Origin of the sequence: Streptomyces scabiei 87.22, assembly GCF_000091305.1 — a bacterium.
Taxonomy (GTDB): domain Bacteria; phylum Actinomycetota; class Actinomycetes; order Streptomycetales; family Streptomycetaceae; genus Streptomyces; species Streptomyces scabiei.
In genome coordinates this window covers 1,431,310-1,445,083 of sequence record NC_013929.1, presented here as the reverse complement: position 1 = coordinate 1,445,083, position 13,774 = coordinate 1,431,310, and the positions used below count along the sequence as shown (strand labels likewise).

Sequence of the window (13,774 nt, the reverse complement as noted above, 5' to 3'; positions counted from 1 at the left end):
TCGCCGGCGGGCACGCACTCCGCACTGAGGCGCGCCCTCGACGATACGACATGGGTGTGCGGCCCCCTGAGTTGTCCACAGGGGGCGCGGCGCCCTCGTCCGCGGTTGTCCACAGGTCCCGTCGAGCACACGGACCGACCTGCGATGATGTTGCCGCTTGATCGCACCTGATCGAATCTGTGAGGGCTTGATGTTGGAAATCGGCGCAGACGGCCGGACCTGGATTCTCACCGGGCCCAGGAGCAGCTATGCCCTGCGGCTCACGGACGACGGCGAACTCCTGCACCTGCACTGGGGCCCGCGGATCGCGCTGGCCGACGCCGAGGAGCTGGCCGCCCGGCAGCGGTTGCCGTACTGGCCGTTCGAGGCCCCGGTCGACGGACACGAGGAGTACCCCGTCGAGGGCGGCCCCCGCTTCACCCGGCCCGCCCTGTCCGTGCGCACGGACGAGCGGCGCGGCACCGAGTGGACCTTCCGGGAGTACGAGGCCGACGGTGACGAGCTGCGGCTGCGGTTCGCCGACGGCGGGCTCGGGATCACGCTGCACTACCGGCTGCGCGACGACGTGATCGAGCGCTGGGTGACCCTGGTCAACGACGGGCCGGCGGTGGAACTGCTGCGGGCCGACTCGGCGACCTGGACGCTGCCGACCCGCGCGGAGGAGACCTGGCGGCTGTCCCAGCTGCACGGACGGTGGGCGGCCGAGTCCCGGCTCGTGCGCGCCGACCTCACCTACGGGGAGAAGGTCATCGGCAGCCGGCGCGGCCACACCGGGCACCAGCACCTGCCCTGGGTCGCCCTGGACACCGACGCCACCGAGGAGCACGGCGAGGTCTACGGCTGCGCCCTCGGCTGGTCGGGGTCCTGGCGGATCGCGGTCGCCCAGCTGCCGGACGCGCGGGTGCAGATCACCGGTGGCGCCGGGTACGACGAGTCCGGTCTGCTCCGGCTGGAGACGGGCGAGACGTTCACCACGCCCGTCTTCGCCGGACTGTGGAGCGACGGCGGCCACGGCGGCGCGAGCCGCGCCTGGCACGCGTACCAGCGGACGTACGTCATCCCGCACGCGGACCAGGACCGGCCGGTGCTCTTCAACTCCTGGGAGGCCACCGAGTTCGACATCTCCGAGGAGCAGCAGGGCGCGCTCGCGCGGCGTGCGGCGGCCATCGGGGTCGAGCTGTTCGTCGTGGACGACGGCTGGTTCGGGGCGCGGACGAGCGACCGGGCCGGCCTCGGCGACTGGACGCCCAATCCGGACCGCTTCCCGCAGGGTCTCAAGCCCCTGGCCGACGAAGTGCACGCCCTCGGTATGCAGTTCGGTATCTGGGTCGAGCCCGAAATGGTCAACCCGGACAGCGAGCTGTACCGGGCGCATCCCGATTGGGCTCAGTTCCAAACGGGTCGAAAGAGGACGGAGCTGCGCAATCAGCTCGTCCTCAACCTCGCGCGCGAGGACGTCCAGGAATACCTCTGGGAGAAACTGGACACGCTGCTGTCCAGTGCGCCGATCGACTATGTGAAGTGGGACTTCAACCGCTGCTTCACGGATGCCGGCTGGCCCGGCGAGCCGTATCCGCAGAAGCTGTGGGTCGAACACGTGCACGCCTACTACGCCCTGCTGGACCGGCTGCGGGCCGCGCACCCGGGGGTGGCCTTCGAGTCGTGCTCCGGAGGCGGCGGCCGCATCGACCTCGGGGTGATGGCCCGGACCGACCAGGTCTGGACGTCGGACAACACCGACCCGCTCGACCGGCTCGCCATCCAGCACGGCTTCAGCCAGATCCACCCGGCCCGGACCATGGCCGCATGGGTCACCGACAGCCCGAACAACCAGCTCAACGGCCGCGTCAGCTCCCTGCGGTTCCGCTTCGTCAGTGCCATGGCGGGTGTGCTCGGGGTCGGCGGCGACCTCACCGAGTGGACGGAGGAGGAGCTGGCCGAGGCGGGGGAGTGGGTCGAGCTGTACAAGCAGATCCGGCCCGTCGTGCAGCGCGGTGATCTGTACCGGCTGCGGCCGCCGACGGGTGGGCTAAGTGCCGTGCAGTACGTCCACGGTGACGAGGTGGTGGTCCTGGCGTGCCTCCAGGCCCAGCACTACGGCGAGCCGCCGGCCCCGCTCCGGCTGCGCGGCCTGGACCCGGCAGAAGCATACGAGTGCCGCGAAACGGGCGAAGTCCACCGAGGGGCCGTGCTGGTGCACCACGGGCTGTCGACGGGCCTGCGTGGCGACTTCGATGCGAAGGTTATCCGCTTGCGTCGCATCTGAGTGATCCGTCCGAAATGCAGCCTTGATTCCAACAAGCCCTGGAATAAAGCCTACTGGCACGTAGGGGCGTGAGCAGCGTCATATTCGTGACGTTCCGCTGTCGCCATGTGCACGTAATTCGCGCACGATTCCAGGGCGGTTGGGAAAGGGGCACGACCGGTCTTTTACGGAGCGTGAGGGTGCTTTGATGTAAGGATCACGTAGGAAGACGCACAGTAAGTCCCCATGGTTGTCTCTATGGGCACAAGTCGCTTACGTTCGGCGTCAATCCGGACGGACGCCCAATCCTGCCGCCGACCGGAGCCGCACACCGAACCGATCCACGGCAGGAGCGGGGGACCCACAGGAATCACCGCCTGTTCCGGTCTCCGGAACAAGCTAGGGGTCAAGCCGTGCGCGAGCACGGCCGGACATCTCCAGTCCGCACCCGACAGCTCACCTCGCAGGCGCCGGAGAGGAATTCGCCATGCCCGCGAGGGGTAAGCACCGCCGTCCCAAGTCCCAGCGTTTCACCCGCTCCATCGCCGCCGCCGGGACCGGTGGCGCGGCGCTCGCACTGCCGCTGATCGGAGCCGCCGGCGCCCAGGCCGCCACCCCGGCGACCGCCGTGTCCGGTGTGTCCGAGAAGACGGCCACCATCACCACCGAGCGGGCCGCGGCCGAGGCGGGCGCGCGGATCGCCCAGGCCGAGAAGACCGCTCAGGCCGAGCGGACCGCCACCAAGAAGACGGCCAGAACCTACTCGGTGAAGGTCGGCGACTATCTGGCGAAGATCGCGGACGAGCAGGACGTCGAGGGAGGCTGGAAGCGCCTCTACTCGGACAACCGCGCGGCGATCGGCTCCGACCCGTCGCTGATCCACCCGGGCCTGAAGCTGTCCGTCGGCGGGCCGGCCGCGGGCGGTACGCCGCAGTCGTCGAAGCCGCAGCTGTCCCAGTCGTCGAAGGCCGTCGAGCCGTCCGAGTCGTCGCAGTCGCCGAAGTCCTCCGGCCCCTCGAAGCAGGAGTCCAAGGACACCCAGGCGTCGGCCTCCACGTCGAACGGCCAGTCCTCCTCGGCCAACGGCTCCGGCTTCAGCCTGCCCATCCAGGGTGCCACCGTGGGCACCGCGTACAAGACCGCCGGCAGCATGTGGTCCAGCGGCTACCACACGGGCGTCGACTTCGTGGCCCCGACCGGCACCCCCCTCAAGGCCGTGGGCGCGGGCACCGTCGTCTCCGCCGGCTGGGGCGGTGCGTACGGCAACCAGGTCGTCATCAGGCTGGCCGACGGCTACTACGCCCAGTACGCCCACCTCTCCTCGATCTCCGTCTCCGCGGGGCAGTCCGTGAGCGGCGGTCAGCAGATCGGCCTCTCGGGCGCGACCGGCAACGTCACCGGGCCGCACCTGCACTTCGAGATCCGCACCACTCCCTCCTACGGCTCGGACCTCGACCCGCTGGCCTACCTCCGCTCGAAGGGCGTCAGCGTCTGAGGCGCCGCTCCTCGATGACGCCGAAGGCCGGCCCCGCTCCCGCGGGGCCGGCCTTCGGCGTCCCGGGCGTGGGGCCGACCCCGCATGGCGGTCCCGGGTCGCGAGCGCGTGTCACGAGCCCTGCTCCGAGCCCTGTCGCGAGCCCGTGTTGCGGTTGCGTGGCATGGCCGGTGGAGGCCTCGACGGGGGGTGACCGGGAGGACACAGTGATCTCCGTAAGCGCTTTCTGCTCGGGGAGCCCATGTCCCGTGGCGCGTCGTCGACGGACAGGAGTGTCATGACCACCCGCAGATCCTTCGGGGTTCTCGCAGCCGGTGCCGCCCTCGCGGCGCTCGGCCCGGCCGGGACGGCGACCGCGCACGCCCCCGGGCGCCGGGGCCGGCTGATCGCCGCCGACGACTTCCGGCACGGACTCGGGTGCTGGGCGGTGGAGTTGGAGCGAGGCGGGGAGGTCACGGCCTCGCGCGGTGTGCTGGAGGTCGACGTGCCGGCCGGGGCCACGGTCTGGTTCCGGCGGCGGCTGGAGGGGCCGTACGCCGTCGAGTACACGGCCACCCCGGTCTCGGCGGGCGGGGCCAACGACCGGGTCTCCGACCTCAACAACTTCTGGAACGCCGTCGACGTGCGCTCGCCCGGAGATCTGTTCGCCACCCCGCGCGCGGGCGCTCTCGCCGAGTACGACCACCTGAAGACGTACTACGTCGGGTACGGCGCCAACACGAACACGACGACCCGCCTGCGCCGGTACGTCGGTGAGCCGGGGGTGCGGCCGCTGATCCACGACTACACCGAGCCGCTGCTCGTCGCGAACGCGCCGCACCATGTGCGGATCGAGTCCGACGGGTCGACGGTGCGGTGGTGGAACAACGGCCGGCTGGTGTTCGACTACCTGGATCCCGCGCCGTACACCCAGGGGCACTTCGCCTTCCGCACCACCTGGAGCCATTTCCGGATCGAGGACTTCCGGGTGTGGAGGTTGCGCGGTCGCCCTTGAGGGGGCGGGGAGGGGGAGCGGACTCGGGGAGGGCGAGGTGCCGCCGCCCCGACCTGCGGTATTCCGGGTTGACCAACACTTGACGCGTGGTCTATCTCACCGGTCGTCAAGCCCTTATTACGGTCGCGTAGGTCACATGTGAAGGTGAATCATGGGCCGATGTGGCAGACGATTCGAATGACAGCAGAACGATGATCGGGTCGTACGTGGCGCTGGGGGACAGCTTCACCGAGGGCGTCGGCGATCCCGGACCCGACGGGCGGTTCGTGGGCTGGGCCGACCGGTTCGCCGTGCTCCTCGCGGACCGGGTGCCCGAGGGCGACTTCGACTACTCCAACCTGGCCGTGCGGGGAAAGCTCCTCGACCAGATCGTGGCGGACCAGGTGCCGAGGGCACTGGAACTCGCGCCGGATCTGATCTCCTTCTGCGCGGGCGGCAACGACATCATCCGGCCGGGCACCGACCCCGACGAGGTCGCCGAGCGGTTCGAGCGCGCGGTGGCCAGGCTCACGTCGGCGGTCGGCACGGTCATGGTGACCACCGGGTTCGACACCCGTGACGTGCCCGTGCTGAGGCATCTGCGCGGCAAGATCGCCACGTACAACCTGCATGTGCGGGCCATCGCCGACCGGTACAGGTGTCCGGTGCTGGACCTGTGGTCCCTGAAGACGGTGCAGGACCGGCGGGCCTGGGACCTCGACCGCCTGCACCTGTCCCCGGAGGGGCACACCAGGGTCGCCCTGCGGGCCGGGCAGGTGCTGGGCGTCGGCATCCCCGCCGACCCGGACCAGCCGTGGCCCCCGCTGCCGCCGCGCGGCACGCTGGAGATGCGGCGGGACAACATCCAGTGGGCGCGGGAGTACCTCGTGCCGTGGATCGGGCGGCGGCTGCGGGGAGAGTCCTCCGGGGACCACGTCTCGGCGAAGGGGCACCTGTCGCCGGACGACATCAGGGTGCGGATCGGGGCGGTGGCCTGACCGGGGTGCGTCCGACGGTCGGCCGCATCTGATGCGGGCCCGTGGCCGGGGCCGCGTCGGGTGCGGTGCCTCGCGGAGGTCTTCGGACTCGACGAGAGGACCGCGATGCGCCACGAAGGCCGTCGGAACCCTCACTCCGACGACGCCGTGGTGATCCGCTTCTCGAACCAGTGGTGGGCATAAGGCTCGTCGTTGAAGGCGGCGACCTCCTCGAAGCCGTAGGAGCGGTACAGGCCGATCGCGGCGCCGAGAGCCCTGTTGGTGTCCAGGCGCAGCACGTCGAAACCGCGCCGGGCGGCCTCAGCCTCCAGCTCGGCCAAGAACCGGCGCCCGAGGCCGAGGCCCCGGGCGCGAGGCGCGACCCACATGCGTTTGACCTCGGCCGGGGCGCCGGGCGGCAGCTTCAGACCCGCGCAGCCGACGGGCTCGCCATGCAGCCGGGCTACCAGAAACAGCCCGTGCGGCGGCCGAAGTTCGCCCGCATCGGGCAGCAGGCTCCGCGCAGGGTCGAAGCCGGCCTCGAAGCGCTCCTGCAGCTCGGTGAAGTAGGACCGCAAACAGTGCCGGCCATCGGGGTGGTCCGGGTCCACACCGTCCAGTGCGACCGTCGCGGCGGTCAGCAGGCGGTCGACCTCGGCCATGGCGGCCACCAGCCGGGTGCGCCGGCCGGTGTTGAGGGGCTCCAGAAGGCGGCCGGCCAGCTCGTCGCTGCGGCGATCCAGTGCGGCGCGCTCCGCACGGCCCGCGTCGGTGAGCCGGACAGTACGCACCCGCTTGTCCCGGGGCTGCGGCTCCACCGTCACCAGGCCGTCGGTCTCCAGAGAACGCAACAGGCGACTGACGTAACCGGAGTCGAGCCCGAGGCGCTCGCGCAACCGCCGAACGTCCTGGCCCTGCTCGCCGATCTCCCAGAGCAGCCGTGCCTCGCCGACGGGCCGGTCCTGGCCCAGGTAATGGTCGTGCAGCACGCCCAGGCGTTCGGTGACGGTGCGGTTGAACCGCCGCACCTGATCGATCTCCGTACGATCCATTCTCTGACTCTAGTCAGATAACTTCCCGGTGTGCACACGGGCGGGCCCGTGGGTTCGCTCGGAGGAGGTCTTGAACAAGGCTGAAGCACACGACCGAAACTCGTCGACCTCACCTACGTGGCGGGGCTCGTGAGCAGGAGTCGGGCGAGCCAGTCGGTGCGGGTTCGGCGGGCTGTGGCCGAGATGTGTGCCTGCGGGTAGAGGGCGTCGAATCCGTGGAAGCCGCCTGCCCAGACGTGGAGTTCGGCCTGGCCGCCGGCCGCCCAGATGCGGGTGGCGTAATCGGTGTCCTCGTCGCGGAAGACCTCGGCGGAGCCGGCGTCGATGTAGGTGGTCGGCAGGCCCGCGAGGTCGTCGGCCAGGGCGGGGGAGACGAATGCGGGTATCTCTTCGTCGGTGAGGTCGCCGAGGAGGCAGCGCCATCCGAATCCGTTCATCTCGCGGGTCCAGACGCCGGGCTCGTTCGCGTACTGGAGGCTGGAGGTGGTGGTGTTGCGGTGGTCGAGCATGGGGCCGATCAGGACTTGGCCGGCGATCGCCGGGGTGCCGAGATCGCGGGCCAGCAGGGTGACGCCGGCGGCGAGGCCGCCGCCCGCGCTGGCGCCCGCGACGATGATCCGGGTCGGGTCGATGCCCAGTTCGGCGGCGTGGTCGGCGATCCAGAGCAGTCCCTGGTAGCAGTCCTCGACCGGGACGGTGCCGGTGGACTCGGGCGCGAGCCGGTAGTCGACGGAGACCACGACGGCGCCGAACTCGTCGAGCCACTCCAGCGGGATGTCGATCTGTGCGAAGCGGTCGCCCATGACCATCCCGCCGCCGTGCATCCAGTAGACGCAGGGTGCGGCGGCGGTGCGATCGCTGTGCGCGGGGCTGAAGACGGACAAGGGGATCGGGGTGCCGTCCGGACCCGCGACGGTGACCTCGCGCCGGGCGATGGCGCGGCCTTCGAGGAGGGGTTCGACGGGCATCGAGGAGAAGGGGCGTACCTGCGCCAGCACTTCCGGGCTGAGCCGGGACATCAGCGGCATGTCGGCCAGGAGGTCCTGCAGTTCGGGGTCGTGGGAGGGGCGTGCTGTGGTCATGGTCGTTGCCTCTCGTGGGCGGTGGCGGGACGGTCGGGCGTCAGAGGGCGGATCTGCCGCGGACCGGGACGAAGTCGGTGTACTCGGAGTCCTTGGCGAGCAGCGGGTCGATCTGCGCCACGATGGCCTGGGCGGCCTTGCCGGCGAAGACGCGGTGGTGGTCCTCCTCGCTGGTCCAGCCTTCGGCGACGTGGATGACGTCGGGGTCGGACGCGGAGCGGGAGACGAGGTAGACGAGGCAGTGTTCGCTCGCGCCGGGGCTGCCCTCGTTCAGCCCGGTCAGCAGCAGGTCGACGAGTTGGTCGCCCCTACCGGGCCTGGCGGTCAGGGTGGCGCCGAAGCCGTAGCCAGCAATCATGGATTCCTACTCCTTCTCTTCGGTGGTGGAGTGCGGTGATTCCATTCAAGCGTGCTGACCTGGGGAAACGTTAGACCGATACTCGTCCGCCCTTGCACGATCCTCGCGGCCTTGGGAACCGATGCGCGGAGTGGTGCTGCAATGGACGCATGTACCTCGGAGAGCTCCGCAGCCTGCTGGCCCGCCATGCGCGGCCCGACTGGACCACGGCCGTCGACGGCGTCCTCATCTCGAAGGTCGACCGCCCTGATCCGCCGGCGCCTTCGATGTCCGGCACGGTCCTGGCGGTCATCGCGCAGGGCGCCAAACGCCTCGCCCTGGGGGAGAGGGTGTTCGCGTACGGCCCCGGGCAGTACCTGGTCGCATCCGTCGATCTGCCGGTCACGGGGCAGTTCACCCAGGCCGACCCCGAGCAGCCGGCGCTGGGGTTCGGCCTCGTCCTGGAACCGTCCGCCGTGGCCGAGCTGCTGTTCGAGGCCGGGCCCGGAGGCGCCCCCCGGAGCGGCGGGGGCGCGCCGTCGGGGATCGCCGTCTGTGACGCTCCGGCCGCGCTGCTGGACGCGGTGGTCCGGCTGTTGCGCCTGCTCGACGAGCCCCGCGACCGGGCCGTACTGGCCCCGCTGGTCAAGCGCGAGATCCTGTGGCGTCTGATCACCGGCGAGCAGGGTGCGACGGTTCGCCAGCTCGGCCTGGCCGACAGCAGCCTCAGCCACATCTCGCGAGCCGTGCGCTGGATCCGCGAGCACTACGCGCAGCCCTTCCGGGTCGAGGACGTGGCGCGGCAGTCCGGCATGGGCGTCTCCGCCTTCTACCGCAACTTCCAAGCGGTGACCGCGATGAGCCCCATCCAGTTCCAGAAGCAGATCAGGCTCCAGGAGGCCCGGCTGCTGCTCGCCACCCACCCCGGAGACGTCACCGGAGTCGGCCGGCGCGTCGGCTACGACAACCCGTCGCAGTTCAGCCGAGAGTACCGCCGCCAGTTCGGCGCGCCCCCCAGCCAGGACGCCGCCCGCCTGCGTCAGACCGTGCGCGCACCGGCAGGCCTCCTGCCCTGAGCGAGGTGGCCTTGCTGGAGGATCGTGCAAGGAGCAGCGAGGATAGTTCTACCATCTCCGCAGGTCAGAGCGATTCAATGGGATTACCGGTTCTTCCGTGGAGCAGGAAAATGCCTGCCCACCCGGATGGATCCCACCACATCGCGAAGGGGCACGACATGAAGACGGTTCTGATCACTGGTACCTCGTCCGGCTACGGGCGGGAGACCGCCCTCCACTTCCACTCCCAGGGGTGGAACGTCATCGCCACGATGCGGGCGCCGCGTCCGGGCGTCCTTCCCGAGTCGGACCGGCTCCGCGTCGTCGAGCTCGACGTGACCAGGCCCGAGAGCATCACCGCCGCGTTCGAGGCCGTGGGCCCCGTCGACGTCCTGGTCAACAACGCGGGCGTGCCCTCGATCAGTGTGTTCGAGGGCACCCCCATGGCCCGAGTGCGGGAGGTCTTCGAGACCAACACGTTCGGCGTGATGGCGATGACGCAGGCGGTACTGCCCCAGTTCCGCGAGCGTGGCTCCGGCGTGGTGGTCAACGTGACCTCCAGCGTCGTGCTGGGGCACATGCCGCTCTCGGCCGTCTACAAGGCGAGCAAGATGGCCGTCGAGGGGTTCACCGCATCCCTCGCGCTCGAGCTCGCGCCGTTCGGTGTGCGGGTGAAGACGGTCCAGCCGGGCGCCTGCCTGACGACGAACTTCGCGGCCAACGCGACCAAGGGCGCCTCGCTGGACGAGCTGGTCCCGGCGCCCTACGCACCCTGGGCGAAGAAGGCCATGGGTGACTTCACGGGCCAGGACCTGTTCACCAGGGAGAGCGACGTCGCCGAGACGGTGTGGCGAGCCGTGCACGACACGACCGGCCAGCTGCGATTCCCCGCCGGCGCCGACGCCGTCTCGCTCTCCCAGGCGAAGTGACACGCCGACTCCGTGCCGGACGGCGCCCCGCCGTACTCGGCAGCCCGCGCGTCCGTCGGCAACCCGACCGGCACCGACGGACCTCCGCGCAGTCGGTCATCAACACGACTGCTGAAAGCTCTGACCTCGAAGAAGTCCAGGTCGCAGCGAGGGCCGGATCCGCGGGTTCAGCGGGTTGCCGCCGTCAGGGACGCGCGGGTCAGGCCCAGCTCGTGGGCCAGGGCCTCGTCGGCCCATTCCTGGGCCCGGGCGCGCGAGACGGTGCCGCCGTAGGCCGTCAGCTGGACGGCCAGGCCGTCCAGGAGAGCGGTGAGGCGCAGGGCCGTCGCCGGGGGGTCCGGGCAGCGGAACTCCTCGGCCGCCACACCCGCTTCGATCACCTCGGTGAGGGCGGCCTTCCACCGGGTGTCCAGTTCGCGGGTGACCTCGCGCAGGGCGGGATCGCGCACGGCGGCGGCCCAGCCCTCGATCCACAGCCGCCAGCCCTTGGCCTGGCCGGTGGGCGCGTACCAGCGGACGGCCGCACGGAGCCGGCGCAGCGCCGTGGTGCGCCGGCCAAGCAGCTTGCGGAGATGGGCGAGGTCGTCCTCGGCGGCGTACCGGAAGGCCTCGGCAACCAGTCTTTCCTTGGTGGAGAAGTGGTACAGCACCAGGGCGTTGCTCACCCCGAGGACGGCGGCCACGTCGGCGATCCGCACCGCCGCGACGCCCCGCTCCTCGATCTGCCCGACGGTGGCCCGGAGCAGCTCCGCACGCCGCTCGGCCACACTCAACCGCACCCTGCCCACACGGCAACCCTACCCAGGCCCGCGGACGGCCGCGGCCCCGCTCAGCGGTGCCGACCGAATCTCTCCGTGATGGCCGGTACCCGGTCGGCGGCGATGGCGTGGGCCGCGGCGCGGGGGGTCGTGCCGTCGGCCCCGGCCCGGGTGAGCATGAGGTCGACCAGGGCGCGCATGGAGCGGCGGACGTGGGCGAACGCCTCGTCCGCGGTGGGTCCGACGTCGCCGAAGAGGGTCCACCACCACCAGGCGTTCGTCCCGGAGTTGACCACGACGTCGGGCAGGACGGTGACCCCCCGGCGGGCGAGCGCATCCTCGGCCGCCGGCAGGACGGGCATGTTGGCCGCCTCGACGATGAGCCGGGCGGTCACCCGGTGCTCGTTGACGGCGTCGATCGCGTAGGAGACGGCCGCGGGGACCAGGACGTCGGCCTCCGCGGCGAGCCAGGCGTCGGCCGGCGCCTCCCGGTCCTCGGGCCGCAGCGCCGAGCGGTCGACCGTGCCGTACGGGTCGCGGGCCGCGAGCAGTGCCTCGACGTCCAGGCCCGCCGGGTTCGTGAGGGTGCCCTTGATGTCGGCCACGGCGACGACCGTGAGCCCGGCGCGGGCGAGGAAGCGGGCGGTGGCCCCGCCCATGGTGCCCAGGCCCTGTACGGCCACGCGCGTCCCGGCGTACGGCGCGGCGGCCCTGTCCAGGGCCGTGAGCACGGACTCGGCGACACCGCACCCGCCGACCAGCTCGTCGAGGCCGATGCCGTCCACCTGGACCGCGAACGCGTCCGCGAGGCGCCGCCGGGCGGCGCTCTCGTCGTCGAGGAGGGGGTACACCGCCTGGATCGTCGACACGAGACCCGCCTCGGCCGCCGCGCGGTCCATGAGGTCCTGGGTGAGCCCGAGATCCTCGCCGGTGGTCCAGAAGTGCTCGATGTACGGGCGCATCGCCCGCAGGTAGCGGACCAGGACGCCGTACGCCCCAGGGTCCCGGGGGTCGAAGTCGATGCCGCCCTTCGCGCCGCCCAGCGGGACGTAGCGGCTCGCGGGGTCGTAGTGCAACGCCTCTTTCATGGTCATGCCGCGGGCGAGCCCGGCGACCTCGTCGAGGGTGCAGCCCGGCCGCATCCGCAGACCTCCGCTGGAGACCCCGCGCACCAGCCGGTCCACCACGAGGAAGCCCTGTCGGCCCGTGACGTGGTCGGTCCAGGTCAGGGACACGAACGGGGGCGTGGTCATGGGACTCCTCGGGTCGGCCCGGCGGGGCGGAGGAACGTGGGCGGAGAATGCGGGCGGCGGGAACAAATCGAGCTACTGAATAGTTGGTCAGTATTGCACCGCGCGGGGTCGGGTCGGACCCGGCGTCGTCACCGAGGCGCCCCATAATGGGATGCCTGAGCGAATTCACCAGGAGGTGCCGTGTCCGGTTCCGGATCCCGTTCTCTCAGCTCGGGGCTGCGCGCAGCGCGGCCCGCCGCCTTCGGCGCGGACCCGAGCGGTGCCCGGATGGAGCGGATCCGCAGATCCCCGCACTTCGCGAACGGGGTCTTCGTGAATCCCGAGGGCGCCCAGATCCGTCCCTCCGGCGGCGCCGCCGCGGAGATGGCGAAAAGCTGGTTCCGCAAGGACGAGCGGGTGCGGCGGGCCCCCGCGGGGCTCATCCCCGTGCACGCCACGACCCTCGCCGACCTGGCCTCGCCCCCGGCGAGCGGGCTGCGGATCACGTGGATGGGCCATTCGAGCGTACTCGCCGAGATCGACGGGCACCGGGTGCTCTTCGACCCCGTCTGGGGCGAGCGCTGCTCCCCGTTCGCCTTCGCCGGCCCCCGGCGGCTGCACCCCGTGCCGGTGCCGCTGGCCGCGCTCGGCCCGGTCGACGTGGTGGTCATCTCGCACGACCACTACGACCACCTGGACATGCCCTCGATCAAGGAGCTGGCGGGCACGGACACCGTCTTCGCCGTACCCCTCGGTGTCGGCGCCCATCTGGAGCACTGGGGCGTCGGCGCGGACCGGATCCGCGAGCTGGACTGGCAGGAGGCGACGAAGGTAGGCGGCCTCACCCTGACGGCCACCCCCGCCCGGCACTTCTGCGGCCGGGGCCTGCGCAACACCCAGCACACGCTGTGGGCCTCCTGGGTCGTCGCCGGTGACGAGCACCGGATCTACCACAGCGGCGACACCGGGTACTTCGGCGGCTTCGCGGACATCGGCGCCGAGCACGGCCCGTTCGACCTCACGATGATCCAGGTCGGGGCCTACTCCGAGTTCTGGCCCGACATCCACATGACTCCCGAAGAGGGGCTGCGGACCCATCTCGACCTGCAGGGCGGTGAGCCCGGCGGCGTGATGATGCCGATCCACTGGGCGACGTTCAACCTGGCGATGCACGCCTGGGCCGAGCCGGGCGAGCGGATGATGTGGGCCACGCACGACGCGGGGGTCACGATGGCCGCCCCGCGCCCGGGGGCGCCGTTCGAGCCGCGGAGCACCCCGCCGGTGGATCCGTGGTGGCGTGCCGTGGCCCGGCAGCCGGCCGGCGGCTGGGCGGCCTGGCCGCCCGTGGGGGACCGGCTGGACCTGGTGGCCGAAAGCTGAGAAATCCGCTCGGGAATTCTCCCGACAGGGTGATTTTTCGATCGACGTCGAGGGCCGGGGAGCAATGCGCTCCCCGGCCCTCGACGTCTTTCGGTGACCTGTTCTGAACGACTCTGATCGGAATTCAAACGCAAAAGGAAAATGAGAGGAACGCCCGTCCGAAAAATAATCGGACTGTCGCACGAGCCCTCATACCAGAGCGGGACGCATTGTGAAGGTCTTTGTCAACTGCGCACCGCACATGACGCATCGGCGACTA

General features: G+C 71.0%; 12 protein-coding genes and 1 riboswitch. Of the genes, 7 read left to right on the top strand and 5 right to left on the bottom strand.

Annotation, left to right across the window (positions count from 1 at the left end):
• Positions 1-190 precede the first annotated feature (190 nt).
• The 4 genes from SCAB_RS06115 (at position 191) to SCAB_RS06100 (ending at position 5,711) form a co-directional block, all read left to right on the top strand.
• Positions 191-2,266, top strand: coding sequence for an alpha-galactosidase (locus tag SCAB_RS06115; RefSeq protein WP_012999175.1), 2,076 nt, complete (start codon positions 191-193; stop codon positions 2,264-2,266).
• A 305-nt stretch (positions 2,267-2,571) separates the two neighbouring features.
• A riboswitch (cyclic di-AMP (ydaO/yuaA leader) is annotated at positions 2,572-2,728 on the top strand.
• Positions 2,729-2,732: 4 nt separating this feature from the next.
• The gene (locus tag SCAB_RS06110) at positions 2,733-3,740 is read left to right on the top strand and encodes a M23 family metallopeptidase (protein WP_012999174.1); all 1,008 of its coding nucleotides are present in this window, start codon (positions 2,733-2,735) and stop codon (positions 3,738-3,740) included.
• Positions 3,741-4,017: 277 nt separating this feature from the next.
• A complete protein-coding gene (locus tag SCAB_RS06105; protein ID WP_012999173.1) occupies positions 4,018-4,734 on the top strand; it encodes a DUF6250 domain-containing protein in 717 nt (238 codons plus the stop codon).
• 191 nt (positions 4,735-4,925) lie between these two features.
• The gene (locus SCAB_RS06100; protein ID WP_037725423.1) at positions 4,926-5,711 is read left to right on the top strand and encodes an SGNH/GDSL hydrolase family protein; all 786 of its coding nucleotides are present in this window, start codon (positions 4,926-4,928) and stop codon (positions 5,709-5,711) included.
• A gap of 131 nt (positions 5,712-5,842) precedes the next feature.
• Here the strand turns inward: SCAB_RS06100 and SCAB_RS06095 are convergent, their stop codons facing one another.
• The 3 genes from SCAB_RS06095 to SCAB_RS06085 form a co-directional block, all read right to left on the bottom strand.
• Entirely contained in the window at positions 5,843-6,742 is a 900-nt protein-coding gene (locus SCAB_RS06095) for a bifunctional helix-turn-helix transcriptional regulator/GNAT family N-acetyltransferase (protein ID WP_012999171.1), read from the bottom strand.
• 113 nt (positions 6,743-6,855) lie between these two features.
• A complete protein-coding gene (locus tag SCAB_RS06090; protein WP_012999170.1) occupies positions 6,856-7,824 on the bottom strand; it encodes an alpha/beta hydrolase in 969 nt (322 codons plus the stop codon).
• 40 nt (positions 7,825-7,864) lie between these two features.
• Positions 7,865-8,182, bottom strand: coding sequence for a putative quinol monooxygenase (locus tag SCAB_RS06085; RefSeq protein ID WP_012999169.1), 318 nt, complete (start codon positions 8,180-8,182; stop codon positions 7,865-7,867).
• 149 nt (positions 8,183-8,331) lie between these two features.
• On the opposite strand from SCAB_RS06085, the gene SCAB_RS06080 reads away from it, so the two are divergent.
• Together SCAB_RS06080 and SCAB_RS06075 are read left to right on the top strand one after the other, a co-directional pair.
• The gene (locus SCAB_RS06080; protein ID WP_012999168.1) at positions 8,332-9,237 is read left to right on the top strand and encodes an AraC family transcriptional regulator; all 906 of its coding nucleotides are present in this window, start codon (positions 8,332-8,334) and stop codon (positions 9,235-9,237) included.
• 158 nt (positions 9,238-9,395) lie between these two features.
• Entirely contained in the window at positions 9,396-10,145 is a 750-nt protein-coding gene (locus SCAB_RS06075) for an SDR family oxidoreductase (protein ID WP_012999167.1), read from the top strand.
• Positions 10,146-10,312: 167 nt separating this feature from the next.
• Here the strand turns inward: SCAB_RS06075 and SCAB_RS06070 are convergent, their stop codons facing one another.
• Both SCAB_RS06070 and SCAB_RS06065 read right to left on the bottom strand, forming a co-directional pair.
• The gene (locus SCAB_RS06070; RefSeq protein WP_012999166.1) at positions 10,313-10,933 is read right to left on the bottom strand and encodes a TetR/AcrR family transcriptional regulator; all 621 of its coding nucleotides are present in this window, start codon (positions 10,931-10,933) and stop codon (positions 10,313-10,315) included.
• A gap of 41 nt (positions 10,934-10,974) precedes the next feature.
• The gene (locus SCAB_RS06065; RefSeq protein ID WP_012999165.1) at positions 10,975-12,156 is read right to left on the bottom strand and encodes a Glu/Leu/Phe/Val dehydrogenase dimerization domain-containing protein; all 1,182 of its coding nucleotides are present in this window, start codon (positions 12,154-12,156) and stop codon (positions 10,975-10,977) included.
• A 180-nt stretch (positions 12,157-12,336) separates the two neighbouring features.
• Here SCAB_RS06065 and SCAB_RS06060 point away from each other — a divergent pair, with 180 nt between their 5' ends.
• Positions 12,337-13,515 carry an MBL fold metallo-hydrolase gene (locus SCAB_RS06060; protein WP_012999164.1) on the top strand — a complete coding sequence of 393 codons (1,179 nt, stop codon included), beginning with the start codon at positions 12,337-12,339 and terminating at the stop codon, positions 13,513-13,515.
• The last annotated feature ends 259 nt before the right edge of the window (positions 13,516-13,774 follow it).